General features: G+C 44.3%; 23 protein-coding genes. 14 read left to right on the plus strand and 9 right to left on the minus strand.

Features of this window, described 5'->3' with window-relative positions; genetic code table 11:
- Positions 1 to 483: 483 nt before the first annotated feature.
- A complete protein-coding gene (locus tag U0033_RS01295; protein ID WP_072357515.1) occupies positions 484 to 1,332 on the plus strand; it encodes a pentapeptide repeat-containing protein in 849 nt (282 codons plus the stop codon).
- Here U0033_RS01295 and U0033_RS01300 read toward each other — a convergent pair.
- The 3 genes from U0033_RS01300 to U0033_RS01310 form a co-directional block, all read right to left on the minus strand.
- Complete coding sequence (locus U0033_RS01300) at positions 1,325 to 4,435, minus strand: error-prone DNA polymerase (RefSeq protein ID WP_072357407.1); 3,111 nt, start codon at positions 4,433 to 4,435, stop codon at positions 1,325 to 1,327. The genes U0033_RS01295 and U0033_RS01300 overlap by 8 nt on opposite strands.
- A 263-nt stretch (positions 4,436 to 4,698) precedes the next feature.
- Positions 4,699 to 6,246 carry a Y-family DNA polymerase gene (locus U0033_RS01305; protein WP_072357408.1) on the minus strand — a complete coding sequence of 516 codons (1,548 nt, stop codon included), beginning with the start codon at positions 6,244 to 6,246 and terminating at the stop codon, positions 4,699 to 4,701.
- 2 nt (positions 6,247 to 6,248) lie between these two features.
- Complete coding sequence (locus U0033_RS01310) at positions 6,249 to 7,022, minus strand: ImuA family protein (protein WP_072357409.1); 774 nt, start codon at positions 7,020 to 7,022, stop codon at positions 6,249 to 6,251.
- 507 nt (positions 7,023 to 7,529) lie between these two features.
- Here U0033_RS01310 and U0033_RS01315 point away from each other — a divergent pair.
- Positions 7,530 to 7,835 (plus strand): outer membrane beta-barrel protein, encoded by a 306-nt coding sequence (locus tag U0033_RS01315; RefSeq protein ID WP_083571355.1) that lies wholly within the window; start codon positions 7,530 to 7,532, stop codon positions 7,833 to 7,835.
- Between the two features lie 105 nt (positions 7,836 to 7,940).
- On the opposite strand, the gene U0033_RS01320 is transcribed toward U0033_RS01315, so the two are convergent.
- Together U0033_RS01320 and U0033_RS01325 are read right to left on the minus strand one after the other, a co-directional pair.
- A complete protein-coding gene (locus tag U0033_RS01320; RefSeq protein WP_072357411.1) occupies positions 7,941 to 8,528 on the minus strand; it encodes a 5'-methylthioadenosine/S-adenosylhomocysteine nucleosidase family protein in 588 nt (195 codons plus the stop codon).
- A 239-nt stretch (positions 8,529 to 8,767) separates the two neighbouring features.
- On the minus strand, positions 8,768 to 9,730 hold the full coding sequence (locus U0033_RS01325; RefSeq protein ID WP_072357412.1) for an aldo/keto reductase: 963 nt from the start codon (positions 9,728 to 9,730) through the stop codon (positions 8,768 to 8,770).
- A gap of 242 nt (positions 9,731 to 9,972) precedes the next feature.
- Here U0033_RS01325 and U0033_RS01330 point away from each other — a divergent pair, with 242 nt between their 5' ends.
- The 3 genes from U0033_RS01330 (at position 9,973) to U0033_RS01340 (ending at position 13,213) form a co-directional block, all read left to right on the plus strand.
- Positions 9,973 to 10,296: a hypothetical protein gene (locus U0033_RS01330; RefSeq protein ID WP_072357413.1), complete on the plus strand. Its 324-nt coding sequence runs from the start codon at positions 9,973 to 9,975 to the stop codon at positions 10,294 to 10,296.
- Positions 10,297 to 10,433: 137 nt separating this feature from the next.
- Positions 10,434 to 11,249, plus strand: coding sequence for a hypothetical protein (locus U0033_RS01335; RefSeq protein ID WP_072357414.1), 816 nt, complete (start codon positions 10,434 to 10,436; stop codon positions 11,247 to 11,249).
- Positions 11,250 to 11,260: 11 nt separating this feature from the next.
- On the plus strand, positions 11,261 to 13,213 hold the full coding sequence (locus U0033_RS01340) for a TonB-dependent receptor plug domain-containing protein (RefSeq protein ID WP_072357415.1): 1,953 nt from the start codon (positions 11,261 to 11,263) through the stop codon (positions 13,211 to 13,213).
- A gap of 122 nt (positions 13,214 to 13,335) precedes the next feature.
- On the opposite strand, the gene U0033_RS01345 is transcribed toward U0033_RS01340, so the two are convergent.
- Positions 13,336 to 14,280 carry a phytanoyl-CoA dioxygenase family protein gene (locus U0033_RS01345; RefSeq protein ID WP_072357416.1) on the minus strand — a complete coding sequence of 315 codons (945 nt, stop codon included), beginning with the start codon at positions 14,278 to 14,280 and terminating at the stop codon, positions 13,336 to 13,338.
- A gap of 93 nt (positions 14,281 to 14,373) precedes the next feature.
- On the opposite strand from U0033_RS01345, the gene U0033_RS01350 reads away from it, so the two are divergent.
- The 6 genes from U0033_RS01350 to U0033_RS01375 all read left to right on the plus strand — a co-directional run bounded on the left by U0033_RS01350 (position 14,374) and on the right by U0033_RS01375 (position 20,944).
- Entirely contained in the window at positions 14,374 to 15,216 is an 843-nt protein-coding gene (locus U0033_RS01350) for an AraC family transcriptional regulator (RefSeq protein WP_072357516.1), read from the plus strand.
- Between the two features lie 34 nt (positions 15,217 to 15,250).
- Positions 15,251 to 16,132, plus strand: coding sequence for a helix-turn-helix domain-containing protein (locus U0033_RS01355; protein ID WP_072357417.1), 882 nt, complete (start codon positions 15,251 to 15,253; stop codon positions 16,130 to 16,132).
- Between the two features lie 447 nt (positions 16,133 to 16,579).
- The gene (locus U0033_RS01360) at positions 16,580 to 17,305 is read left to right on the plus strand and encodes an SDR family oxidoreductase (RefSeq protein ID WP_072357418.1); all 726 of its coding nucleotides are present in this window, start codon (positions 16,580 to 16,582) and stop codon (positions 17,303 to 17,305) included.
- 918 nt (positions 17,306 to 18,223) lie between these two features.
- Positions 18,224 to 18,733 carry a TlpA family protein disulfide reductase gene (locus U0033_RS01365; protein WP_245801716.1) on the plus strand — a complete coding sequence of 170 codons (510 nt, stop codon included), beginning with the start codon at positions 18,224 to 18,226 and terminating at the stop codon, positions 18,731 to 18,733.
- Positions 18,734 to 18,737: 4 nt separating this feature from the next.
- Complete coding sequence (locus U0033_RS01370) at positions 18,738 to 19,328, plus strand: TlpA family protein disulfide reductase (RefSeq protein ID WP_072357419.1); 591 nt, start codon at positions 18,738 to 18,740, stop codon at positions 19,326 to 19,328.
- 113 nt (positions 19,329 to 19,441) lie between these two features.
- On the plus strand, positions 19,442 to 20,944 hold the full coding sequence (locus U0033_RS01375; RefSeq protein WP_072357420.1) for a carboxylesterase/lipase family protein: 1,503 nt from the start codon (positions 19,442 to 19,444) through the stop codon (positions 20,942 to 20,944).
- 101 nt (positions 20,945 to 21,045) lie between these two features.
- Here the strand turns inward: U0033_RS01375 and U0033_RS01380 are convergent, their stop codons facing one another.
- Entirely contained in the window at positions 21,046 to 21,441 is a 396-nt protein-coding gene (locus U0033_RS01380) for a nucleoside deaminase (protein ID WP_072357421.1), read from the minus strand.
- Positions 21,442 to 21,475: 34 nt separating this feature from the next.
- On the opposite strand from U0033_RS01380, the gene U0033_RS01385 reads away from it, so the two are divergent.
- Genes U0033_RS01385 through U0033_RS01395 form a run of 3 tightly spaced genes read left to right on the plus strand, consistent with a single transcriptional unit; the run spans position 21,476 to position 23,231 of the window.
- The gene (locus U0033_RS01385) at positions 21,476 to 22,108 is read left to right on the plus strand and encodes an HAD family hydrolase (RefSeq protein ID WP_072357518.1); all 633 of its coding nucleotides are present in this window, start codon (positions 21,476 to 21,478) and stop codon (positions 22,106 to 22,108) included.
- Positions 22,098 to 22,802 carry a helix-turn-helix domain-containing protein gene (locus U0033_RS01390; RefSeq protein ID WP_072357422.1) on the plus strand — a complete coding sequence of 235 codons (705 nt, stop codon included), beginning with the start codon at positions 22,098 to 22,100 and terminating at the stop codon, positions 22,800 to 22,802. Before U0033_RS01385 ends, U0033_RS01390 begins: the two co-directional genes overlap by 11 nt.
- A 57-nt stretch (positions 22,803 to 22,859) precedes the next feature.
- On the plus strand, positions 22,860 to 23,231 hold the full coding sequence (locus tag U0033_RS01395; protein WP_072357423.1) for a VOC family protein: 372 nt from the start codon (positions 22,860 to 22,862) through the stop codon (positions 23,229 to 23,231).
- A gap of 59 nt (positions 23,232 to 23,290) precedes the next feature.
- Here the strand turns inward: U0033_RS01395 and U0033_RS01400 are convergent, their stop codons facing one another.
- Positions 23,291 to 24,106 (minus strand): glutaminyl-peptide cyclotransferase, encoded by an 816-nt coding sequence (locus U0033_RS01400; RefSeq protein WP_072357424.1) that lies wholly within the window; start codon positions 24,104 to 24,106, stop codon positions 23,291 to 23,293.
- Positions 24,107 to 24,127: 21 nt separating this feature from the next.
- Positions 24,128 to 26,419, minus strand: a complete 2,292-nt coding sequence (locus tag U0033_RS01405) for a glycoside hydrolase family 3 protein (protein WP_072357519.1) — start codon at positions 26,417 to 26,419, stop codon at positions 24,128 to 24,130.
- Positions 26,420 to 26,481 lie beyond the last annotated feature (62 nt).

Below are 26,481 nucleotides of genomic sequence, written 5' to 3' on the forward strand. Positions count from 1 at the left end.
AAATGGAGGAAGGAGCGCTGGAATATGCTTTTTGTAGCAGGGATTGTAATTGGGGCGGCCCTGGAAGGTGGATGCCGGGAAGGATGGTTATTTTAAGGGTCAATTGCCTCAGCAAGTGGGGGCAGGGTATCTGGAAGTATGGCTTGTTTTAGCGGTAAATTGCTTTTTTAGCTATTGACAAGTGGATACCGGGTGTCCGGAGTATGGTTATTTTATTGGTAAATTGCTTCATTAACTTATTGGCAAGTGAGAACCGGGTACCTGGGTCATGCTTATCTGAGGGGTAAATAGCCTCATTAACCCTTTGACAAGAGGGTATCGGGTTCCCGGAAATATAGTTATTTGAGGGTGAGTTAACCATGCTAATCCGCCATGGGCTTGAAAACAACTGGAAGTAGCGTGAAAACAACCAATAGTTGTGCGCAATATATCCCCGGTTGTTTTCCCCGCCTATATCTTCGCCATATCCAAAAAAACATCATTATGATCGGTAACAAAATAGCCCTGGCCCGTAAGAATATGAATATGACCCAGGCACAATTGGCGAAGCAATTATTCATCACCCCACAGGCTGTGGGCAAATGGGAACGGGATGAATCCATCCCTGATATTGCAACAATGAATCGCCTGGCTGAGATATTAATGGTAGATCTTAATTATTTCTCTGATAATGAAGTCAATTTTACCCCAAAAGAGAAGATTAAAGCAAAACCCAGCTGGGATATGTCTCTGGGCAATTGGGTAGATGCTGACTTCTCCGGAATCAACAACCTGCACGAGAAATTCAGTACCTCCAATATACTGCGCTCAAAATTTGTTTGCGCAGAGCTGGCCGGTATCCACATGAAAGGCAATAGTATCGATAAGTGTGATTTACGGGGAGCAACCTTTGATGATGGGCAACTGGAGAAATGCTATATCATTAATGACAATTTTAAAGACTGTAGCCTCAGGGATACGCAACTCATAGCCTGTTATTTGAAAGACTGTGATTTCTCCGGATCAGATTTCACTGGTACTGTATTTACCTCCTGTTATTTGCAAAAAGTGCTGCTGTCCGGTGCTGTGTTGAATGGTACATCCTTCAAGGGAACGAGCCTTGCAGATATTGTATTTGAAGGACTGGTTGAGAATTGTGTGTTTGATAATGGAAGTTTTTCGAAGGTGATATTTCAAAATGCAACCCTGGTCAATACTTTTTTTAAATCTAAAAGCCTGAAAAAGATCAAATTTGTGGATTGTAAGGCAGATAAATTGACATATGAGTTCTTGAAAAGCGGCCAGGGAGATCTGAATGGGGTAACCTTATTGGAAGAAGAACCACTTATTTGAAATCTCTCGAATCCGGAATCACCGTCATATTTCGTAATAGCTTTGAGAAATTATAACATTTCTTAACAATTACATGTACTACCTGCTCCTCCCGCTGTAAAGTACCTTCTACCATTAGCAGTTTCGACTGCACGATATCGCTTTTGAACTGGGTGAAAACGTGCTGGAATACCACCAGGTTACTACACCCTGTTTCATCTTCAATAGTGATAAAACATACGCCCGATGCGGTACCGGGGCGTTGCCTAACCAGCACCAATCCGGCTACCTTCACGGGGGTACCGTTGACAGCATTGTTCACATCCTGTGTAGTGGAAATGTGCAGTGCGGCCAATTGTTCTCTTACAAAACTGACAGGATGGGCTTTCAGTGATAGTGCTGTCGTGGCATAATCCTGTACTACGTGTTCCGGCATACTCATGAGTGGTAGTTCGATCTGTGATTCAAAAGTAGTTTCAGAAGGTTGTCCGGCAAATAAGGCAATAGGGTGGTCATGTAATGCAGACACTTCCCAGAGCGCTTTTCTCCTATCTAATCCAATAGATCGGAAGGCATCCGCATTGGCCAGTTTTTCTAAAGTGCTTAGCTTAATACCGGCATCATATAGTTGATTAACCGAGTTGAATCCTTCTGCGCGGTGTTGGAGGAGCTGTTTGATATCGTCTGCCCGTAAACCAGTCACCTGTCTGAACCCTAGTCTCATCGCGCAATAAGCGCCTGACTTTTCTTCTAATGTATTGTCCCATATAGAATGATTGATATCAACAGGTCTTACTTCCACTCCATGTTTACGTGCATCAGAAACGATCTGCGCGGGTTGATAAAATCCCATCGGCATACTGTTCAGCAGGGCGCTGGCAAATACATCCGGATAAAAGCATTTCAGCCATGAAGAAACATAGACCAGGAGCGCAAAACTGGCTGCATGTGATTCAGGAAAACCATAGGCACCGAATCCTTCCAATTGTCTGAATACCCGTTGTGCGAAATCCTGTTTGTATCCCTTTTTCACCATACCATCGATCAGTTTTCTTTCAAACTGTGTCACCTGGCCCTGTGCTTTGAAAGTGGCCATGCTGCGCCTTAGCATGTCCGCTTCGGCTGGCGTAAAGCCTGCAGCCACGATGGCGATTTTCATAGCTTGTTCCTGAAACAGTGGTACACCTAGTGTCTTACCAAGAATATCTTCCAGTTCTTTGGATGGATATTCAACGGCTTCTTCTCCGTTCCGTCTTCTCAGGTAAGGGTGCACCATGTCTCCCTGAATAGGCCCGGGCCGAACGATAGCGACTTCGATCACCAGGTCATAAAATTTTTCAGGGCGTAGCCTGGGAAGCATAGATTGTTGTGCCCTGCTTTCAATCTGGAATACGCCAATGGTATCCGCATTGCTGATCATTTCATACACCCGGGGATCATCCTGGGGAATATTTGCAAGGGTCAGGTGCAGGTCATAATGCTCCCTGGCCAGCACAAAAGCTTTGCGGATACAGGTAAGCATACCCAGCGCGAGGATGTCAATTTTCAGAAATCCCAGGGCATCAATATCGTCCTTATTCCATTCGATATTTGTCCGGTCTTCCATGCGGGCATTCAGGATAGGGCAGAGGTCAGTCAACTGATCCTGGGTAATGATGAAACCACCGGTATGCTGCCCTAATTGTCTTGGAAAGCCGATCATCTGGTTGGTGAGTTCCACTACTTTTTTAAGATTCGGATCTTCAGGATTAAGGCCTTGTTCAACCAGCAACCGGGCATCAAAGGTTTCAGTATGCCTGCTGATTGCTTTGGATAATTGTTGCAGGGTATCGACAGAGAGGCCCATAGCTTTGCCTACATCACGAAGGGCTCCTCTGAAGTGTTGCTGGGTAACGGTGGCGACGATAGCCGCCCTGTTACGGCCATATTTATTGTAGACGTACTGGATCACTTCTTCGCGCCTTTCATGTTCGAAATCGACATCGATATCGGGTGGTTCATTACGGGCAGAGGAAATGAAGCGTTCGAATAGGAGATCGAATTTGGTAGGATTAACGGCAGTAATGCCGAGGCAGTAACAGATGGTAGAATTAGCGGCGGAGCCTCTTCCCTGACAGAGAATACCCTGGGAGCGGGCGAATTTTACAATGTCGTAGACCGTGAGGAAGTAGGAAGCGTAATTCATTTCTTCGATGAATGTAAGCTCGTGGTTGATGGCGTTGGAGATGGAATCGGGAATGATGTCTCCAAAGTGTTCATGAGCACCTTCCCAGGCAAGGTCGGTGAGCTGCTGGAGAGGTGTTTTGTTTTTATCAAGAATTTCTTCGGGGTAAACATATTCTAATGTATCCAGGTCGAACTGGCAGGCGTTTGCGATCTCGATGGTTCTTTCGATGGCGTTGGGGTATTGCCGGAAAAGTCGGATCATCTCTTCCGGCGCTTTCATATAGCGTTCGGCGTTGGAGTGTAGTTTGAAGCCGGCCTGGGTAATGGTGCATTTTTCTCTGGTGCAGGTGAGGACATCCTGGAGCTGGCGGCGGGATTTTTCATGGTAATGGACGTCGTTGGTGGCAACGAGGGGGATGTTGTGTATTTGGGCTAATTGGTGTAAACGAAAAAAGCGTTTTTGATCCAGGCCATGATAGGTACGCACGGCGGCGAGGGAGAGGGCATTTCCCAATGTTTCTTTGTATTCTTTTACAGCTTGTTTGAATGGGGGGTCGAAATCAAATTTATCATTTAGTTCCTGGGGAGGGATGATGATGAATTGGATATCTTCTTTGTGGGCGTAGACATCTTTTTTATAGAGTTCGCATTTACCTTTTTCCGTGCGGAGATTGCCGGTGGTAAGAAGTTTTGAGAGGCGGCCATAGGCGGTTTTGTTGGTGGGCAGGGCGAGGAGGGAGGGGCCATCCTGGAGCTTAAGCGTGGCGCCGGGGATGATGCGCATACCTTTGGCTTTTGCGGCTACGTGGGCACGAACAACGCCGGCAAGGGTGTTGTGGTCGGTGATGGCGATGGCAGAGTAGCCGTATAGAGAGGCTTGCGCTACGAGTTCCTCTGGATGGGAGGCACCGCGGAGAAAGCTGAAATTGCTGGTTATTTGTAGTTCGATGTAGTTCATTATTGAGCAGAATCTCTGGGTGGTTGTTATGGAGGGTGATGAACCGGATGAAAGATTGCTAAAGCAAAAGAGGCTTAATGCAAAAAGAAATTAATGACCGGTAGAAATGTTCTTTGCGCAAAAGCGCTTTTGTGTAACCAGTAGAAATGTTTTTATTAAAAAGCGCTTTGAATAATCAGTAGAATAGGTTCTTTATTCAATAGACCTTTGAATAATCGGGTAAAGATGCCTGGCGCAAAAAAGAGCAATTAATGAAAGATCTTTTAAGCAAAAAATCCATGAATGAACCATTGTGATTGATTAACTGCATAATGTCCAAGCCGGAAAATCCAATACCGTCTGCCTGCTGCATCTTCTACGATGTAATAATCCCGGTGTTCTCCATCATCCAACCACCATTCTCTTTCTATCCGTTCCGGCCCGTCAGCTTTTTTAATTTCATGCAGGCGGCCGAGGAAACGGAAATTCATAGGTGGGTAGTCCGGAATTGGCGCAGTGACTTCAATTGGCAGTGGGGTAGGAAGGAGCTTTTCCGGGCGGGGAGTAGATAGATTTAATAGTAAATTCTTGTCCTGTAAAAGATTTACCTGTTCTTTATTGTCACCCGCATTCATCATTTTTTGCTCCTCTTTCACACCTATTACCTGCACCGACATCTCAGGCCAGTAATGCTCCACTACCTGGTACCTTTTTACACTCCCAACTCCAATCTTACTTTCAATTCTGTCCAGTAACTTCGTTATATTATTATCGGCCGACCCCGTAGCTGACCAGATCTTTTCCTGCGCCGCAATCACATCTTCCACCAGCGATGCCTGCAAAATAAATAGATCAATCCCCGGCCCCGGAGCCAGCGTTGGTATTTTTAATTCAAATAATTTAAGTAGATGAGCTGCATTATTTGAAGCCCCATTCGTGCCAATCGTAATTTGCACCACCTGGTCATCTATTCTGTAACATAACAGCGTAGCTGTACGGATCCCTTTCCCTTCCTGCTGTAATTTATGACAGATAACATCCAATAAATTAGTCAGCGCGATGATAATGGCCTTCGCTGTTTTAATAGGATCCTGACTGGAAAGCCGTTCTTCATATACAGGCGGCACACCAATTGGAATAATGTCTTCCCTTTCAGCTCCCAGTGCCTGCTTTAATCGTAAAATAAACACCTGCCCAAATCTTCGTTTCAAGGCATTTAAAGGCAAATGAATAAAATCCTCAATTTTATGAAAACCCAGCTGCTGTAATTTAGCCAGAAGTGCTTCTTCCAGTCGCAAAGAAGCAGGTGGAAGTGGCCGTAACGCCTTCCTTTCAAATCCGCCAGCTACAATGATCGTATCGCTGCTATACCTGGATACTGCCCATGCAGTGCCAATCGTATCTGCCATAGCACCCCGTACATCGTACCCGTAAGCTTTGAGTTTAAGAATAATTTCAGTGAGGTAATTTTGTTCACCACCCCATAGGTGAGCACAACCGGAAGCATCAATGAGAAGGCCATCAGGCTGGTCGATGGCAACTACGGGCGAATAGCGTATGCACCATTGGCCAAGCGCGTTGAGTAATGTATGTTCCTGGTCGGGTGTATAAGCAGTGACCTGCAGTTCTGGGAAAATAGCTTTGGCATCGGCTACAGCCATCCCCATATAAATACCCGCATCTTCGGTTTTTTTGGAAGTGGCGGTTATTACCTGCTTACCCCGTTGATTTATTGAAAATACAAGTGGCAGGTTGCCGCAATCAGGATGTTTGCGGATATACCAATCGGTCAGTAGGTGACGAAACCATATGGCAATATATCTCTTTGCCATGCTTAAATTATTTTTGATTGAAGGTGGCTTGCTTTTAATGGCGGCTTTTGCAATGGATTTAATAAATCCCCCTGACGTAAAAGCTCCCCATCCATTCCCATTACTTCAAACCCTTCCAACATCCAGGCCACTTTCCAACTCCCCGGTTTCCCATTCCTTACCTTCACCAACTCCACCTTCCACTGCGGGAACCCCACTCCCGGCATCCCATCCAAACACAAGCCCGGCAATGGCGAAATGTGCCACTTCGCCACACTCGCCAACACATGCTGTGCTTTAAATGACCGAAGCAGAAATCCCGTTACCTTACTTTTCTCTACCGCCAACTGCAATCTCCTGGATTGAGAAAATGAAATCCTCGGAATCTCTCCCACCACCACAGCAATCCCATCACATTTCAAAGCCTCTTCCATCACCCACAAACTCTCCTGATCAGTCGCCGTCTCAATAAAAATAATCCTCGTCGTTTCTATATTAAATTTCTTCAAGGCCAACGGAAACAAATTGCGACTGGGGCAAACCCAGATACACGGCCTTGCATCCGTCATTAATTTTGATAATACTCCACTCACAAACCCAAATGTAGCTGCCGTCTCCTCACTACCCTCACTTACAAATTCATGTATCACACCAGTCGCAAAAATCCCATTGGGAAATGCCGCCTCCACCGGGCCTAAACCCAATAAATGCTCCTCACTGTTTTTTGATTTAAATCCCTGAAGATGCAATATATCCTGCTGCAGGCGTTTAATCACCTCAGCTTTATTTGTTAGCATAGACATGGGTTTTAAATGAATACTAAAATTATTAGCAAGTATACTACAATTTTTAGCTAAAACTATTTTTTTCTTCAGAAAACAATCCTTAAATCCCCTTGAACAATTCTATGAAACAAACCCTGATGCGCAATACTTTATTGGCACTCCCTGCTGGCTGTTGCTAAACCCCTACACCGAAAATATCCCTGCATCCAAACCCTTAATCTGAAACAATTACTGCTACCCGTAACCCGGACAGTTCTCCCGGCAAGTATCCCGTAAACAAGAACACTTAGGAGTCAGAAAGGGCTGCAAAACATACCACCCTGAAGGGGCGTTTCAATGGAATCCCCGTACCGTGCAAATGGAAGAAATAATACTGCTGACCGACCAGCATACACTGCCTTCATTGGTAGCCATCGATTCCCTCGGTAATTAAGGCAATAAAATAGAAACAGTGGTGCTAAAACGGCTTGCCAATGTGAAAGAAAAAGATACCTCTTAAATACACATAACGATTTTAGTATTAGTGCCGGCTGGCATGCGGAGCTAAGTGGTTGGTATAATTCAAAAGCGATTTATGATATTACGACTGTGCAGCCTGGAGGTGCGCTGAGTATGGGGGTAAAAAAAGAAGTCGTTAAAAAGAAAGGAAGTATAAGTCTGGATGTTGCTGATCTGTTCTGGATAGATTTTTTCCTGCATACGGATGTTTATTTAAATTCCTATTCTCCATCAAGGAAAGTTACCCTGAGTTTCAGCTATAGATTCGGGAAGGTGATCAGTCAAAGCGGAATAGCTCCTGAAGAGGTAAACAGGGTGCAGAAATAATGGGGCTGGCTAAAAAGCAAAATGAAGGCGCTGTGAATTGCGTTAAAGCCATTTGGTCTCCATCCTCCACCTGGGAGGGGGTACCCTTTTTAGGCAGCCCCACCCTTACTTTTTCAATTGCAATAACTCTCCATAAGCTACGGCTGCTTTATGCACCTGCACCAGCCAATCCTCCGCAGCATTATCATCCGCACCATCAGAAATATATTTCAAACAAAGAAAGGGGATCTTTTCTTTCATCGCAATCAGTGCAATCGCATATGCTTCCATATCCACCACCTTATAAGCACTGGAAGAATGCCCCATTTCAAAATTATCTCCTGTTCCGCAAGTCGCTACATTTACTCCATCCATTGTCAAACCATATTCAAGTAATGGTGGTACACCAGATAAGGGTGTTTCATACTGTGCATATCCCAAACCTCTTACATCCATATCCCGCTGTATAAACTTCGTGCAGCAAACCACCTCTCCTTTCTTAAAGAAATTACTCCCCGCAGAACCCAGGTTTACAATCACTGCCGGTCTTTTAACCTGTATCGCTTTCGTCAGTTCATAAGCTGCATTCACCTTTCCAATCCCTGTAATCAATGTATGATGACTTTCAAATACCTCTGCCGCTTCAGCTGCCAGTGCAAAAGAGAACAATACATTTTCAAGAGGGAAAGAATATTCCTGATTGATCTTAATCATTCGTTTTTTCTTGATTTGGGCGCAAAGTTATCATTTATTCGTCATTTTCACGAATGAAGAGGTGCTTACGCTACCCTATATTCCTGCTGGCTAATTTCCCCCATTTTCACGAATGAACCAATGCCCTCAACACTTCAATGCAATTTTGCAAAATGAATAGCGTATACTCGTCTATCAATTTCATAAGTTCACCCCGGCCCAAAATATGAGCGCCTGCCTGGCAGGCACTCATAGCAATCTTATCGTTGCAGATAAGTACCACCCAATATCGCTCCCGGTGCAAACGTACTATTCAAAATCTCCAGCTCAGCTGGTGTAAACACAATCTCCATCGCCTGCAAATTCTCCGGCAGACGTGATCTCCTGCTCATACTTACTAATGGCATAATATGATCACCCTGTGCATTCACCCATGCAATTGCCAGTTGGGTAGGGGTAAATCCTTTATCTTTCGCCATCTTCTTTAAAACCTCTACCTTTTCCAGGTTCTTCACCAGCTTTTCTCCCTGGAAACGTGGAAAGTGCGCCTGGTAACTACCCGCCGGCAGTGGAGCCTTCATATCACCTGTAAGCAGCCCTTCTGCTGTGTTCGCAAATGCCACTACACCAATACCCAATTCTTTCGCCGTTGGCAACAACTCATTTTCTATCTGCCGGTCCGCCAGTGAATAACCTATTTCCAGCGCACTTACAGGATATACGCTATTTGCTTTGCGCAACTGAGCCGGCGTGATCTCAGATACTCCCAGGTAACGTACCTTGCCTTCTTTGATCAGGTCGGCCACTGTTCCAATTACATCTTCAATGGGCACACTATTGTCAAGTCTGCAGGGTTGATACAAATCAATCGTATCTATACCCAGGCGCACAAGGGAATAGTTAATGAAATTCCTGATTGCAACCGGACGGATATCCAGCCCTAACATATGTCCATTGTCGAAGATCGCACCAAACTTTACACTGATAAATGCATCGTCTCTTCTGCCTTTAATAGCCTTGCCTACGAGCAACTCATTGTGTCCCGCACCGTAGAAATCACCGGTATTGAGAAAATTAATCCCGCTATCCAGTGCCTGCTGAATCGTAGCCACGCTCTCAGTCTCGTCATTGGTAGGGCCTCCCCATACAGAAGACATGCGCATACAGCCCAAACCGATTTTGGAAACTAGCGGACCGTTTGTACCTAATTGTATTTTTTCCATTGTGCTTGCATTGTTGATTAATAAAACAAAGGTCAGACATAAATTGTTAAGCAGTATTGCACAGAAAGCTCAATTTACTTTCACATACGGCTCATCCCTGACTACAATCAGGAATTTATAAGACGTCATTCTTCCTTTCCTAAATAATATTATATACTTTCGCAGGAACTATTGTACCCGCATTGCGAAAACTAGCCGTCATATTGAGTCCTTTCCTGTTTTTAATCTTCCTGGTTGGGAGTATGAAAACCTCAATATTATATGCTATCTACGAATACGATACCCAACTCTTTGTCAGTGCTTTTTGTGAAAATAAGAACAAACCAGAGTTACATTGTAACGGTAAGTGCCAGCTGGCAAAAATGCAAAAGGAACAAAGAGAGAACAGTACCGAGAAATTATTAAAAGAACTACAGTCAGAAGCCCTGGCCTGCCCTGTTCCTCCTTGTATAAACTTCACCAGACAAGAGTTTACACAAATGGGAGAGAGGAAATATCCTGTCTTTACAAATCCTCAATATACTTACCTGTTTACTGACCCTCGTAAGAAACCTCCACAGGCTTAAGTCATTTCAGTTTTTCAGTTTTCAAATCAAATATTACAGAATGCCCTGCGCATGCTGCGTGAATGTGTATTGCTTATTAAAATATTGCAGGCACATAAGGGTAAACCTATACCCATTACTTTCTAAATATTGCAACAATGAACTTACTTAAATCTCTTTTGATATTAATATCCTTTTCCTGTTTTGTATCCTGTAGTAAAAAAGACGATGCTGTGGTAACAAACGATCTGGAAGGATTCACCCTGGTAACTACACTGAATAATAATACCCACAAGATAGAGCTGTATACTACCAGTGGCAAATTCCAGACAGGTTATAATGAAATATATGTCCGGATTAAAAACGCACAGGGCAACACGGTAAACAATGCAACTATTACCTGGACACCAACTATGCATATGATGGGTATGACACATTCCTGCCCGGCTTCCACTATCAGTAAAAATAAAGGATACATCGTTTTCCAGATGGCCGGTACAGAAGAAGAATACTGGGATCTGAAGGTTAATTACACCATTGACGATGTTGCTTATACTGTAACAGATACCATACAGGTTGCCGCCTCAGCAAAGCGTGTGGTAGAAACATTTCAGGGTAGTGATAATAACCGTTATGTGCTGGCACTGGTCAACCCTGTTAAACCTGCCGTAGCAGTGAATGATATTTCTGCAGTGTTGTACAAAATGGAGTCTATGACAAGTTTTGTGGTAGTCAATAATTACACTATTAAGATCGACCCGAGAATGACCGGTATGGGCAATCATACCTCTCCCAATAATGTTAATCTTACACAGGGAACAGCTGGTATGTATTATGGTAAGCTGAGTTTGACAATGACTGGTTACTGGAAGATTAATTTGCAACTGGCAGATGCTACGCAGACAATCATTAAAGGCGAGGCAGTAACTGATACAAATGAAGGTAGTAGCATCTATTTTGAACTGGAATTCTAAAACGGGATTGTATGTTTCGCCTGACTCTTTTATTTATACTTTGCAGCATTACCGTTTATTCGCAGGATACCATTAAGACAGATTTGCTCAAAGAAGTTGTGATCATTCACAAGCGCTCATTATCAGATCAGACAGATAAACCATTATCTACACTGGATAAATACCTGGAGAAATCCAATATGGTAAACATGGTGAGGCGTGGTGCTTATGCCTGGGAACCTTATTTAAATGGTATGACGGCAGAAAGAAGTGTGGTAACTATAGATGGTATGCGCATCTATGCTGCTTGTACCGACAAGATGGACCCTGTTACATCTTATGTAGACATCACCAACCTGGCAAAGGTGAATGTGCACAGTGGCCAGTCCGGTTCCGCTGGTGGTGCTGCCATTGCAGGCAGCCTGGACCTTGTGAGAAACAAAGGAACCTTTGGTGAAAAGAATTTGTCCGGTATGCTGTTCACTGGTTTTGAAACGAATAGTCAGCAACAGGTGATCGGTGGCGCCATGGCATATGCACAACCTAAGTTGTTTGCCAATCTTGACTTTACTTACAGGCATGCCGGTAATTATAAAGCAGGCGGTGGCGAGGAAGTTTTATATTCTCAGTATACCAAATACAATGTATCTGCGATAGCTGGTTACAAAGTGAATGAACATGCCCGCCTGGAGGCTTCCCTGATCTATGATCGTGCGGTAAATGTCGGTTATCCTGCATTGACGATGGATGTGGGGCTGGCAAGAGGGGTGATTGCTTCACTGGCGTATATTCGTCATGGATGGGAAACGAAAGTATACTACAATACAATCACGCATGTGATGGACGATACGAAACGACCTGTGGTCGCTATTCGTATGGATATGCCGGGATGGAGCAAGACAGCGGGATTTTACTCCTCCTTACAGGGACTTAGCCAAAAACATAGCTGGAAGGCAAATATCAGCGGGCATTACAATAAATCCCTGGCTGAGATGACGATGTTCTCCAATACCGCCGGAGAAAAGGATATGTTCATGCTTACCTGGCCAGGTGTGCTTACTTATTACGGTGATGTGTATGGGGAAGATAATTACGCAATTTCTAAACATTGGCGTGCAACGATCAATGGAGGAGCTGGTGTGCAGGATAACATAGTGGATGATCACCTGGGATTGGAAAGTTTAAAGATCTTTTATCCCGGCATGGAGCGTAGTAAACTTCGATTGCTAAAGCGCTTGTCTACTGCCCTGAATTATACAAATGACCATGTTCAGTATACGCTTGGCGTCGCTTATGGCGAGCGTGCACCCAGTGTATCAGAAGGCTATGGCTATTATTTATTCAATAGTTTTGACCGCTATGATTACATTGGTAACCCGGAAATGAAGAATGAAAAATCAGTTAGTTTAAATGGGGCTGTGTTGTTTCATCGATCATGGTTTTCCGGAAAACTGTCAGCGTCTTATTTTCACCTGATGGATTATATCATTGGAAGACCCCGTGCAGGATTGAGTGTGATGACGATTGGAGCCGCCGGCGTGAAAGTGTATGAACAGCTGGCCTATGCAAATATTTTCAATATTGGTGTAGAGGGAGATTTTAAACTAAATAGAAATTTCACCTGGAGCAATCGTTTGGGCTATCGCAGTGGTTCGGGAGAGAATGTTAAGCATTTGCCTTTGATACAACCTTTCACCTATAGTTCAGGATTAGCGTTTAGCTTGAAATCATTCACGGCAGATGTGACCTGTAATGGGGCAGCAGCGCAGGATAGGTACAATCCTGAGTTTGGCGAACAGGCTTTGCCGGCGTATGCGGTATTGAATGTGTCTGCTTCATATAAGTTTAATTTTGGAAAGCAGTCATTGATGCTGAAGACGGGTGCAGAGAATTTGTTTGATAAGAAGTATACCACCTTTGCGGATTGGAACCGGGTTCCGCGAATGGGGCGGAATGTATTTGTAAATATAATCTGGAGTTATTAGGCGTATAGAGGTTGTATCAAAGGCAATTTTGAGGCATTGAGAATTTCATAAACACTCACTCACTCCCTCATGTATCCGGATAAGATCCGGGAAATTTCACCTTTGATACAACCTCTTTTTATTTACCATTTCTTTAATCCTAACAATTTTTCTCCCAGCTCCGTCAGTGTGGCTAAAGGTTGTTGTTTTTCCCTCTTCAAAGGATCACCCGGGAATGCATATCCATCAGGTGCCACTTTTTCTCTCCAGGAGCGAATACGCCATTGCCTCATTTCTTCATTGCTTTCATCGGCTGGCATCATGGAAATATATTGTGCAATGCGCACTTTATCCTTACTGTTATTGGCTCGTATGCCATGTGGCTGAGCACTGTTAAAGATGAGCAGATCTCCTGCTTCCAGTTTCACTTTGGTTGGTGTAAACCCGGTCGTATCAGGTTTAAAATGATCACGCCCTTCAGGCTGGGTCAGTTTCCAGGTATCATAAGTTCTGAAGAGCTCCGGGATGCATTGAAAGCCTCCCATATTTTCGTCGGTCTGATCTGCGAGAGCGAGTACTCCCTGAACATTTTGTGGTTTGGTTTCCGGATCATAATCCCAGTGAATGAAGCCTTTGTATTCATGACCAGGGCGGATGGGAAAATTGAGGTTTGCGCGGTCAATGGTCACCCAGAGTTCCTCCATGCCCCAGATGTCGGCAAATGCCTGGTGAATACGGGGAAACTGGCGGTTATCCCAAAGGTATTGATGCTGGTAAATCTCTACCATGCCGGTATTGGTGAGTTCCGTCATTTTCATTTGTTGGGTTGGTGTGTACCAGGTATCCGGGTTTTGTGGGTCCTTTCCCTCAAATTCCCAGAGGTAATTGGCAAGGCGGGTAGCTTGTTCGCGGGGAACGGCCTGTTTGACGATGATGTAACCATTTTCTATCCAGAATTTCCAGTCGGCTTCGGAGAGGATGCGTAATTTCCCGCCATGGGGGCGGGTATTGAGTTGACGAGTGCTGGTGGTGGCAACGGAGGGGTTACCAGGAATAGCTTTGTGCGCGGTGTTAAGTGTGTGATTCATAGACGTGATTTATGTCAAAATTCCGGAATTGGCGGCAGGGAAATTCTCCCTGTAATGACTGAAAATTGCCCTGTATTGATTATTTTAATGCTCATGAAGATCAGGAAAGAGAAAATAGAGATCCAACTTGGGCACTCCTTTAAATTGTTCTCGCCCAGCATGCGGAAGAATTTTTACTGGCATTTCCATCCGGAGATTGAATTGGTGTATGTAGAGGCCGTGAGTGGGATCAGGCATGTAGGGAGGCATATTTCGGGGTATACAGGGAGTGATCTGGTACTGATAGGGCCGAATGTGCCACATTTGAACTTTGATTATGGGTTGGAGACGGAGTATAAGCAGATCGTGGTACAGCTGAAGGTCGATTTCCTGGAGGCATTGATATTACCAACCGCGGAATTTGGGGAAATAAGGGCTTTATTTGAGCGATCACATAAAGGGTTGGCTTTTTATGGAGACACGAAGGAAAAGGTCGTAAAACGGCTGAAAGAGGTGGATATGGAGCACCCGTTTGAGGCCTTGCTGGGGCTGTTGGAAATTTTTCAGTTATTGGGCAGGTCGGGGGAGGTAGAAGTGTTGAATGAGGGGGATACGGGGGTAAAGTGGTTGTTGAATGATAAGGTGAGGATGGGTACGATTTATGACTATGTGCATGAGAATTATGATAAGGAGCCGGATGTGAATGAGATAGCGGCCAGGGTGCATTTGGGTACAGCGGCATTTTGCAGGTATTTTAAGCGGCAGACGAAAATGACTTTTACAGATTTTGTGAATCAGTACAGGATGAGTAATGCGAAAAATTTGTTGTTGCAGGGGAAGAGTGCGGGGGAGGTATGTTATGAGGTGGGGTTTGAGAGTGTGAGCTATTTTAACAGGTTGTTTAAAAGGGTAGTCGGGGTCACGCCGGCGGTGTTCAGGAGAGGGTATAATGGATGAATTTTATCCTTAATTTTGCAGCAAATTCAAATCTATGCAGGATACGAAAGGGATGTTAGAGAAAATCAGGCACCACGATAAATTATCAATCGCGTTGAATCAAAACTGTGCGATACCTTTACCGGAAGATGTGATGGAGATCTTATCCCAGCCGCATAGGTTGACCTTTTATTATTTCCAGTTCATAGTAAGTGGTGCGGCCACCTTTGTGACAGATCTGAACGAATTCAGTATTGCAGATGGCGGGTTGGTATTTGGCTTGCCAAACCAGGTGTTTACGAAACTACCTTACGATAAAAATAATTTTCAATATGCGTTATCATTTGATGAGCGCACGCTGATGTTGTTGCCGGGAACTTATCCTTTCCTGGTGAATCCTTACAATGTAAATGCGATTTCCTTTGATCCTGCGTCACAGTTGCGGGTGAAGAACTTATTGTCTGGTTTGTTCCAGTTATTGCATGCGCCGGGCAGGCAGCGGAAAGCGGAGGTGATACTGGCACATTTGCATACGGTGCTGACAGAGTTTAATACGGCATATTTTGAGCAGTATGGAGAGCAGGATGTGCATACGGGCGCGAAATTGTCAAAGTATATCGCTTTTAAGATGGCGGTAGAAACGAATTTGAGTGAGCAGCATGATGTGCAGGGGATAGCAGATCAGTTGGCATTGACATCAGGAACTTTGTATGGGATAGTGAAAGAGTTTGCAGGGGTATCACCGAAGGAATGGATAACGAACAGGTTGATGTTGGAGGCGCAGCGGAAGCTGCAGTACACGAAGGTGTCGGTGAAAGAATTGGCTTATGAGTTAGGGTTTAGTGATCCAAGATATTTCTCCAGGGTATTTAAAAAGAGTACGGGGAAGAGTGTGAGTGAATATTTGGAAGAGTTGCAGGAGTTGGGGAATAATTAGGACTTATCCGGCAGTAATTATATTATTATTAGAACTTATTTCATAGATAGGTATTTCTAGCCTGGAATTCATTTCATAAATAGGCATTTTCAATTGATAATCAATACTTAAATTTCAATTATGAAATGAGTTCTAATTAGAAAGATACCGCCTTCTACGATTTATCCCGCAATCATAAATTATCTCCTAATCTGATTCATCCTCTAATCATAATTTATCCCACAATCATAATTTATCTCCTAATTTGATTTATTCTGTAATCATAATTACCCCGCAGTCATAATTTATCTCCTAATCTGATTTATCTCCTAATCTGATTTATTCTGTAATCATAATTACCCCCGCAATCCTGATTTATCCTCTAATCACGATTTATCCCACAATATTAATGATTTGTCCTCATTGGCCTGTTTCTGCGGCGGTACCTTCGTTTCATAAATCGAAATTATGAAATCAGCATTAGTAACTGGGGCCAATAAAGGTATTGGCTTTGAGGTAGCAAAAATACTTGCGCAAAAAGGATACTTTGTTTATTTAGGTAGCCGCAATCCTGAAAATGGCATTGCCGCAGTTGAAAAATTGAAATCCCAGGGCTTGCAGAATCTTTCTGCTGTTCAATTAGATGTGAGCAGCCAGGCATCGGTGGATGCAGCCAGGAACGCCATTCAATCCTTGGATATATTGGTGAACAATGCCGGTATTTCAGGCGGCCTGGAGCAGTCTGCTCTTAGTTCTGCCGCGGATCAGTATCTATCTGTGTATGAGACGAATGTATTTGGTGTAGTAAGAGTAACGCAGGCTTTTATTGATTTGCTAAAACAATCATCGGCCCCCAGGATTGTCAACGTCAGTACAGCGATGGCGTCTCTTTCACAGGCAGCGGATCTGGATAATGCTAATTATCCGAAGCGTTACGTCATCTATCAGTCTTCCAAGTCTGCATTGAATATGTACACGATAAACCTGGCTTATGAACTCCGGGATACTGCATTTAAGGTGAATGCGGTGTGTCCGGGGTATACACAAACGGATTTTACGGGCCATCAGGGAACGAGTACACCGGAAGAGGCTGGGCAAAGGATTGCTAAATACGCATTGATAGGAGAGGATGGGCCAACAGGTAAATATTTTAGTGAAGAATATTTCCCTGCACCGGCGACTTGCCCCTGGTAGCTGGAACTTTGATTATTGAAAGGTGAGAAGGAATAATTAGGAACCAACTCACCTTTCGGATTTTTAATTCATCTTTCGTTCCCCACTCATCGTTCTTCGTCATCCATCACCCATTCTCCATTCATCCTCCTCCAGCCTTCCTTCTCCATTCCCTACTCAAAAATATTTATTTTTGTCGTTGAAAAAACTCAAGTAACTAGAACTCATTTCATAATTACTATTTATGTATTGATTATCAGCTGGGAATACCTATTTATGAAATTAGTTCTAATATCGAGGAGCCAATTAGAGGGGGATTCGCATTATAGGATTAACATGCTCAAAATGCGTGATTGGAAGGCTTCCAATGATCTTCCTGCTTTCAATTTACTGAAGTTATTCTAACCTATTTTTATTTACAAATTTTTTCCTAATCAAAACGATCCTGCACGATATTTTTTTAATTCCCGTATTTCATCTCCCTCCAGGAATAAGCAGTCCTTAAAATACCCCGGTAATTTTTTAAAATTATTACTCCCTATTTATAGTAGCCAGCTAACTATCACTCCAATTATTCACCTATTCCATTTTCCTAAGACATCTCCAGTAATCCTCCCAATCCCCCCACCCATCACCTCACCTGTAAAACCCAACTCCCTACTTGACACATAATAATTAAAATCATAACTTCGTCACCCTATGGGAGCGACACTATTACACAAACTAAATCACATGCCACAGCATATCCTGCTGTCTTTCACACTTGTGCCAATATTACTATCCTCCTGCCCGCTAAAGCGTGCAATCAACACCCGGATGCTCTTCCCTGCAAAAGAAGAACTTTCATTCCAACCGAAAACTGCCCCCAATTATTTACCTGCTATATGATGATAGCCAATAAAATCATCTATGCTCAACCTGCACAATAGACGAATGAATATGAAAATAATAATTGCAGTTCATACACTCCTGATGTTGACCTGCTTTACAATAACAGCGAGTGCTACCAGCATTTCCACTTCAGACACTACCACTACTCCGGATTTCTCCCTTATAGACAGCAACGGGAAAAATATCTCCATCCATTCCCTCCAGGGCAAAGTGGTATTTATCAACTTCTGGGCTACCTGGTGTCAGCCTTGTGTACAGGAAATGCCCTCCATCAATGAATTGAAAGAGTCTTTCAATGGAAACGACCAGGTCGTATTTCTGACTATAGATGTAGATGCAGAATTGCCAAAGTCAAAAGCCTACATGGATAACAAGCATTTCACCCTCCCCGTATATGCGGCCACCACTGCGATTCCCCGGGTGTTTTATTACCATTCCATCCCAACCACCACCATTCTGGATAAAAACGGAGAGATCATCTGGCATGTGGAAGGAGGGAAGGACTATACCTCTCCTGAAATACGCAGGATCTTAACTGAGCACATAGAAAGTAAGTAACCCTATGAACAAACAGAACATCCTGCGCTTTCTAAAAAAGAACCTGAATACGATGATATGGGGCCTCCTGATCATCGTATTAGTCACCAATACAAGCGCAAAAGCCTGGGTACTCAGGAGAATGATGGATCTGGGCATCTTCAATGCACATATTAAACCAGGGCCTTCGCATGAAATCGTTTCTTTTAATTACCGGGATGTTGCGACTGGCAATGTGGTTAATACATCTTCGCTTCGGGGAAAGGTGGTGTTTATCAATTGCTGGGCTTCCTGGTGCCCGCCATGCAGGGCGGAATTTTCCTCTGTCATGTCTTTATACAATCGTTTCAAAGATAACCCCCAGGTGGTATTCATCCTGATCAATGAAGATGATGATTTGGCAAAAGCAAAAGAATTCCTTCAAAAAGAGAATTGTAATTTACCCATATACAAGGCTCTGGATATTGTTCCGGTATCTGTGTATAATGGTACCTTGCCAACGACTGTAATCCTTGACAAAAAGGGTAAGATCAAGTATCATCACGAAGGGCTGGCTGATTATGGCAGGGAAGAATTCGCCAACCAGATCAATGAGGTCATCCGCTCTTTTGAGTAATTTGATCATCGGTTTTTTTAGCAAATTTGCAGTAGAGTAATAAAAAGACCATGGTAGTTTCTCTATCCTGAATAAAGGGGGAAAGAATCTCTACTTTTCCTTAATTTCCCACCATGATAAGAACAGCCATCCTATTATTACTCACAGGAATATTTCCATTCCACGCCAACTTAGACCTCATCAGAGTAGATGGAGGCACCATTTCAGGCACCCACGCCGGCGACATCCATATTTACAAAGGCATCCCTTTTGCCGCGCCTCCTGTCGGAGACCTGCGCTGGAAAGCGCCTCAACCAGTAATCCCCTGGTCTGGAACTAAACAATGCAGCACCTTCGGCCCAAGTGCCGTACAAGGCGCCCCCCTGCCATTTGGCCCATGGAGTGAAGAATACCTGATACCCAAGGAGCCCATCAGCGAGGATTGCCTCTATCTCAATGTCTGGAGCGGCGCAAAATCAGCTGCCGAAAAACGCCCGGTATTGGTCTACATTTATGGTGGTGCCTTTGCCGGTGGCGGAGCCGCCTGCCCGATCTACGATGGCACGGCAATGGCAAAGAAAGGAATCGTATTCGTAAGCCTGAATTACAGGGTCGGCATCTTAGGTTTCATGGCTCATCCAGATCTAACTGCTGAGTCTAAAGACCACGCCTCAGGGAATTACGGCCTCCTGGACCAAATCGCTGCATTGCAATGGGTACAACGTAACATCGCATCATTTGGCGGAGACCCTGAAAATGTAACCATCGCAGGACAATCAGCAGGATCCATGAGCGTACATTGCCTGGTGGCATCCCCTTTAGGAAAGGGCTTATTTAAGCGTGCAATTGCTGAAAGCGGAGCCATGTTTGACGAATCCCCGGCCACATTAAAACAGGCAGAAGAAAGAGGGGCTGCTGTAGGTGCTAGCATCAATGATCTAAGAAAACTATCCACCGCAGAATTATTAAAAAAGCAATGGCAGGGCCGTGGTCCAATTGTAGATGCTTATGTATTACCTCAATCTGTTAGTGCCATCTTTGCGGCTGGAAAAGATAATAAGGTAGACTTGCTGACTGGCTGGAATGAAGACGATGGTGTTGATTTTAGCAAAAAAACGGCGGCAACATTTACAAGAGAAATAGATAATGAATATGGTGCTGATGCGGCGAAATTGCTAAATTACTACAAGGTGAAGAATGATACTGATATACCTGCAGCACAGACGCACTATTCGAGAGATATTGTATTTGGCGTGCAGAATTACACCTGGGCAGGCGTGCAGGCCGCAAAAGCGGGCAAAGTGTATGTCTATAATTTTACGCGTAAACTGCCAGCCTCCGGAGAATATATAAAATACGGGGCATTCCATACAGGTGAAGTAGCATATGCTTATAACAACCTGAACTTTGTAAAACGTTGTAATTTCACAACAGCGGACTTCAAACTGGCAGATATCATGAGCGGCTATTGGGTAAATTTTGTAAAAACAGGAGATCCTAATGGAAAAGGCTTACCTGAGTGGCCGGAATATAATACAAAGGAATATTCCACCCAGCTCCTCGGAGAAAAAATAGTAACAAAACCTCTGCCAGGAAAACAAGTATTAGATATAATAAAACGACATGCTAATCTGTAGTAAATATGAATATTGAATAGACAGCCCTTGTCTATTCAATATTTTCCCTTCCCGAACACTTTGCCTGCCCACCCCCCATGAATAATCTCCAACCCCACTTATCAAGGCAATGACAAATAAACCACCTCCGGCTCCTTCCCCCAGCTCTTAAGCCCTTCCCTCTTCAATAATTCCGTACCACCCAATTCCCCACAATAATTACTATACACCACCGCTGCAATCTTATAATGCCTGATCACATAAGCACAAAGCATACAAGGCTCCATATTCGAATACAAAACCGCCCCCTCACAAGACCCATACCTATGCACCGCATCCAGCACCGCCACCACTTCCGCATGCCTTGTTACATCTTTCAGCCTGCGGCTTTGCTCCGTACCTTCGCCTATAATAAGCCCGTCTTTTACAATGACACAGCCAACAGCACTTTCCCCTGCCTGCGCAGCTTCCCGCGCTAATGCAAGACAACGCTCTAAATAAGGTAGATGATTTTCCATGTCCTGCAAAGATAGGTTTATTATATTTGCTCATATGATGTTTGAAAACAAGAAAGCCGTAATTTTCGATATGGATGGTGTTGTTATCGACAGTGAAAGATTTTGGTCGATAGCAGAGCGCGAAATCTTTACATCATTAGGTGTGAAAATAACAGCAGAAAATTGCCGCTTAACCCAAAAGATGACGGTGACGGAAGCCTCGAATTTCTGGTTCGGAATATGCCCCTGGAATAAGGTGTCTATCCAGGAGGCCGAACAAATGGTTGTAAACAGGGTGATTGAGCTGATTAAATCATGCGATTGCGAAATAGCCCATGTAAGAGAATTTATTAAACATCTGAAATCCCGGGGCTGTAAAATTGGCCTGGCTACCAATTCCCCTGCATACTTTATTCCCATCTGCCTGGAGCGTGCCGGCATTGCGGACCTCTTTGATGCAGTCGCGTCCGCAGAAGATGAAAAGAATGGGAAGCCACACCCGGATGTATACCTGACCGCCGCCAGAAAACTGGACGTAAAACCAGGTGAATGTGTAGTGATCGAAGATTCCTACCATGGCATACTGGCAGGAAAAAAAGCCGGTATGACGGTGATCGGCTTCACTAACGGAAACCCGGAAATATCATTCGATATTGCAGATTATATGTTGCATAGTTATGTACGTTGAACTACCACCTTCACCGGATCTGGCCCCGTTCATTAAATGCTTTTGGTTGTTTGATAATAATTCAGGCGCTGATCTTAATTATACCACATTGCCGGATGGTTGTCTTGAACTGCTTGTCTTCTACCAGCATGGCCTCCTTAAAAGCATTAGCGTATTCGGTATACAATCCGAAGCCTATGATATACTGATGCCAGCGCATGAACTCAAAATCGGTATTCGCTTAAGACCACTTGCGAAGGAATATTACCTTGATAAATGCACAACCCTGGACCGCTTTGCTGACTTCACGAAAACCTTGTCACTGCAACATTTTTCAGAGCTGGTAAGCGCAGATATTCGCGCTATGTCTCCTGCAATAGATAACCGGAAACAGCTCCTCTTTGATCTGCTGCAAAAGCACGCCGGTAATATTGAGGTAGAATCCCTGGCCACACAATGCTTCTGGAGCTCACGCCAAATCAACCGTTATTTCAATAAGCAACTGGGCCTGTCATTAAAAAGCTATTGCAATATTTTGAAATGCTACGCATCCTACAAAGAAATCAAAGCCGGCGATCTCAACCCCGATACAGGATTCTATGATCAATCACACTTCATCCGGGAAATAAAGAAACATACAGGCACAACGCCCAAAAAGCTCCTTAAAAACGAAGCACAGCGCTACGTACAGTTTAACTCCCCGGAAGATGTCTGATTTATCCTATTTTCAGGTAAGTCCACCCGCTAATTTTGTATTCTAAATTTGAATACAATGAGACTGAATCACCTGAACCTTGTCGTGAGTGACATTGCCAAAGCCATCGGATTTTTTGAACAACACCTCGGCTTTACATGCATCGAAAACAGGAAAGATGCCATCGGCGTACTAACGAATGAAGACAAATTCGTATTAATTCTATGGGCCGCAAAATTAAACAAAACCCAGGCAGTCAGTTACCCGGAGAACTTCCACATTGGTTTTTACCAAAACGATCAGGAGGCTGTCATAAAGATCTATGAAGGCCTGAAATCCGGTGCTGACGGCCTCGTATTCGACAGCGAACCCCGCAAACTAAGAGATACCTTCGGCTTTTACTTCCATTTCGACAATTTGATGATAGAGATTAGTGTATTGCCTGCATAGTTCTTTGTAAATTTGCACTGCTATCAATTAAGTCGCGAATGAAATTTTTAGTTCAGGTACTACCTGAACTTTATTTCAAATAAATAAGGCCATTGCTTCCCCGTTACCAAAAAACTTCCCCTCGCACTATCATACGCAATTCCATTCAACACATCTTCATTCGGATCCGGCAACAACGCAGGCTTATACACCTTTCCTCCATGCGCAAAAATATCAGTCAGGTCCGCCTTGGCTACCACCTTCCCGGTTTCAGCATTTATCTTCAATATATTATTCGTCAAAAATTGATTGGAATAAATAAACCCATCCACATATTCCAGTTCATTAATATTATTCACCGGGCCATTCTCATCTGTCACAGGCAGCTTCTTTTGCACCTGCAGCGTATTCGGATCCAGGTATTGCAGTTCTGAAGTACCCGTACTTGCTATCAGGCTCTTCCCATCATGCGTAAGTGACCAACCCTCTCCAGGCCATGGATACTCCGCAATCTTTTTAAAATCCTTCAGGTCGTAAACGAATACCTTGTTACTACGATAGGTGAGCTGGTAAATCTTGTTATCAAAAATCACAATACCCTCCCCAAAAACAGCCTTATCAATATAATGCTCCCTTACCGCCTTACCGGTGCTAAGATCTACCTGTGCAATCTTACTGAACCCTTCACGACCCGTGCTCTCATACAGTTCATTGTTATGTACTAACAGCCCTTCTGTATACGAAGATGTATCATGTGGAAATACATTCACCACACTATATTCCATAAATGCAGGTGAAGTGACAACACTTGAACTTCCTTCCTGTGGCTTATTGTTATTATTACACGCTGTGAAAATTAAAGCTATGGCTAATCCGGTTAAAACATGTTTCTTCATGCCACTAAGATATAAAAAACCTTATTTATGATATCGCTCATTCCTCGCATCCCTTATCACCCCTTTCCAATCCAGTCCATACCCAAAATCATAACTATGCCCATCCGCATCCTCATAACAATCCATATCATACGGAACATCCTCATTTTGTTTCTCCACCGTCGCCATATCCTTCGGCATCTGCAATGGCAATAAACCAGAAGGCGCCGTCTTCCCTGAAATAATCTCCATCAATGCACCCGTAGACACCCCAAAATGCACCAGCAATCCATCCACCCGTTTCTCAAACTCCCCAAACACCATCGGCTTACCTACATTAACTGCCACTATCACAGGTTTCCCATTCATCACAGACCGGGTATCCAATATCGTTTGCAGATCCATAAAATTATTGGCCATCACCTCCTTGTTTTTATAAGACCTGTTCTTCACTGCCGGCGCTACTACCGGGTCTCCCGCGGCAATACTCTGTTCCCGTGCTTCCACAGCCTTGTACATACCGTATTGCAGGGTGATAGGCTTGTAGCCATTCCCACCTGCTTTCCTGTCTTCCGCACTATATCCATTATCGCCACTCACCGGGCTGGCCACAAACACGATGGCAAAATCTGCTTTCTCAGGTGCATTCGTGATGTTGTAGTACTTTTTGATCGTATTGGTATCCACTGGGTAATCGAAATGTGGCAAAGTGGCCATTCCCCACCAATTCTTCGACATCGGGTAATAGATCTTCGGAATATACACCGTTTTCCTGCCTGTTACAGGCAACACATTCCCATGATTCTTCAGCAGCACGACTGATTTCAGCTGCGCCTCAAAACCCGCTTTCATAAATTCCGGGTTGCCAACAAGCGCCTTACTTTTTTCACTATCCAGGTAGGGGTTTTCAAACAATCCTACCCTGAAGATATTCTTCAGTAAGCGCACGGCTGAACGCTGAAACCGCTCTTTCATAAATGCCTCCCCATGTTCTTTTACGCCCATCTGGTAAGCAGCCATCACCGGTTTCATATCATTATTCCCTCCAAACTGATCCACACCTGCCATCAATGCCTGGTAATGCCTTTCATCCACCGTCTTTGTCTCCATGCCCCATGGCTTTCCCTCAAATACATCCGGCGCAGCCCCTTCATTCCCCGTAATCATCCAGTCTGTACATATTACCCCATCATAATGATACTGGCCCCTGAGCAGGTCCGTAAGCAGGTATTTACTATACCCGTTACCCACGCCTTTGGGATCAATGCCATAAGAGATCGTATAATAAGGCATCACCGCCGCCGCTGCTTTTGTTTTACCCCCCAGTTTTAAAGCACCATCCACAAAAGGTGAGGTATGTGCCGCAAAATTCTTTCCCGGGTATACTGCATACTTCCCATATGCAAAGTGCGCATCCCTGCCACCTTCTTCCGGACCGCCGCCAGGCCAGTGTTTCACCATGGCGTTGACACTGGTCCATCCCCAGCCATCTTTAATTTCATCTCCACCCACAGATGTCTGGAATCCATCTATGTAGGCCCGTGCCATGTCTGCAGACAACACCGGACTTTCCCCGAATGTTGAGATTAGCCTATACCACCTGGGTTCTGTGGCAAGGTCCACTTGCGGAGACAAGGCCGTTGTTATTCCCAAAGCCCTGTATTCCCTGGCGGCAATGCTCCCAAATTGTTTTACGATACCCGGATCAAAAGTCGCTGCCATCCCCAGTCCATCAGGCCATTGAGAGATTTCACCTCCTGCCCCTGCATTGAACTCAGCATTGGCCTGCACCACATGCCTGGGATCAGAACTGTTATTTACCGGGATACCCAAAGGCAATCCTTCCACATAGGCCTGCACGTTATTGTTCCATGCTGCCGCTACTGCCGGACTCGCAACTGTTGTAATTAATATATGCCGGAGATTATCAGATTGCAGGAACTGTTTCTGCTGGTCGCTGATAGCTGAAGGTGCCTCCCCACTCTTGCTGAATGGCTGCCCGTTATACGTGCCGGCGGCAAAACCTCCCTCATGAGAAGGAATGGCCTGGTGAAGACTATACAACATCAGACCCGCCATTTGCTCTACCGTCATCTTCGATACCAGGTCTTTTGCCCGCTCTTCGACAGGCAGGCGCCAGTCCTCATATTTATCCAGTTTCCCGTTCTTGTTTAAGTCTTTAAAATACAATTTCCCGATGTGCAGGATCTTTACGCCCGAACTGCTGGCATAACCTAATGCAGGGCCTTTCGGGTTCGCAATGGTCAGGTAATTTTGGCCTTGTACATACATCACTCCCAGTAAAAGTGATAACGTGATAATTCCCTTTATCATTTCGTAGGATTTTTTCATAAAACGTAGAATCTGTGGGCATTAGCTATCAATGCCTCGGTGCG

This window comes from Chitinophaga sancti (genome assembly GCF_034424315.1).
Classification (GTDB): domain Bacteria; phylum Bacteroidota; class Bacteroidia; order Chitinophagales; family Chitinophagaceae; genus Chitinophaga; species Chitinophaga sancti.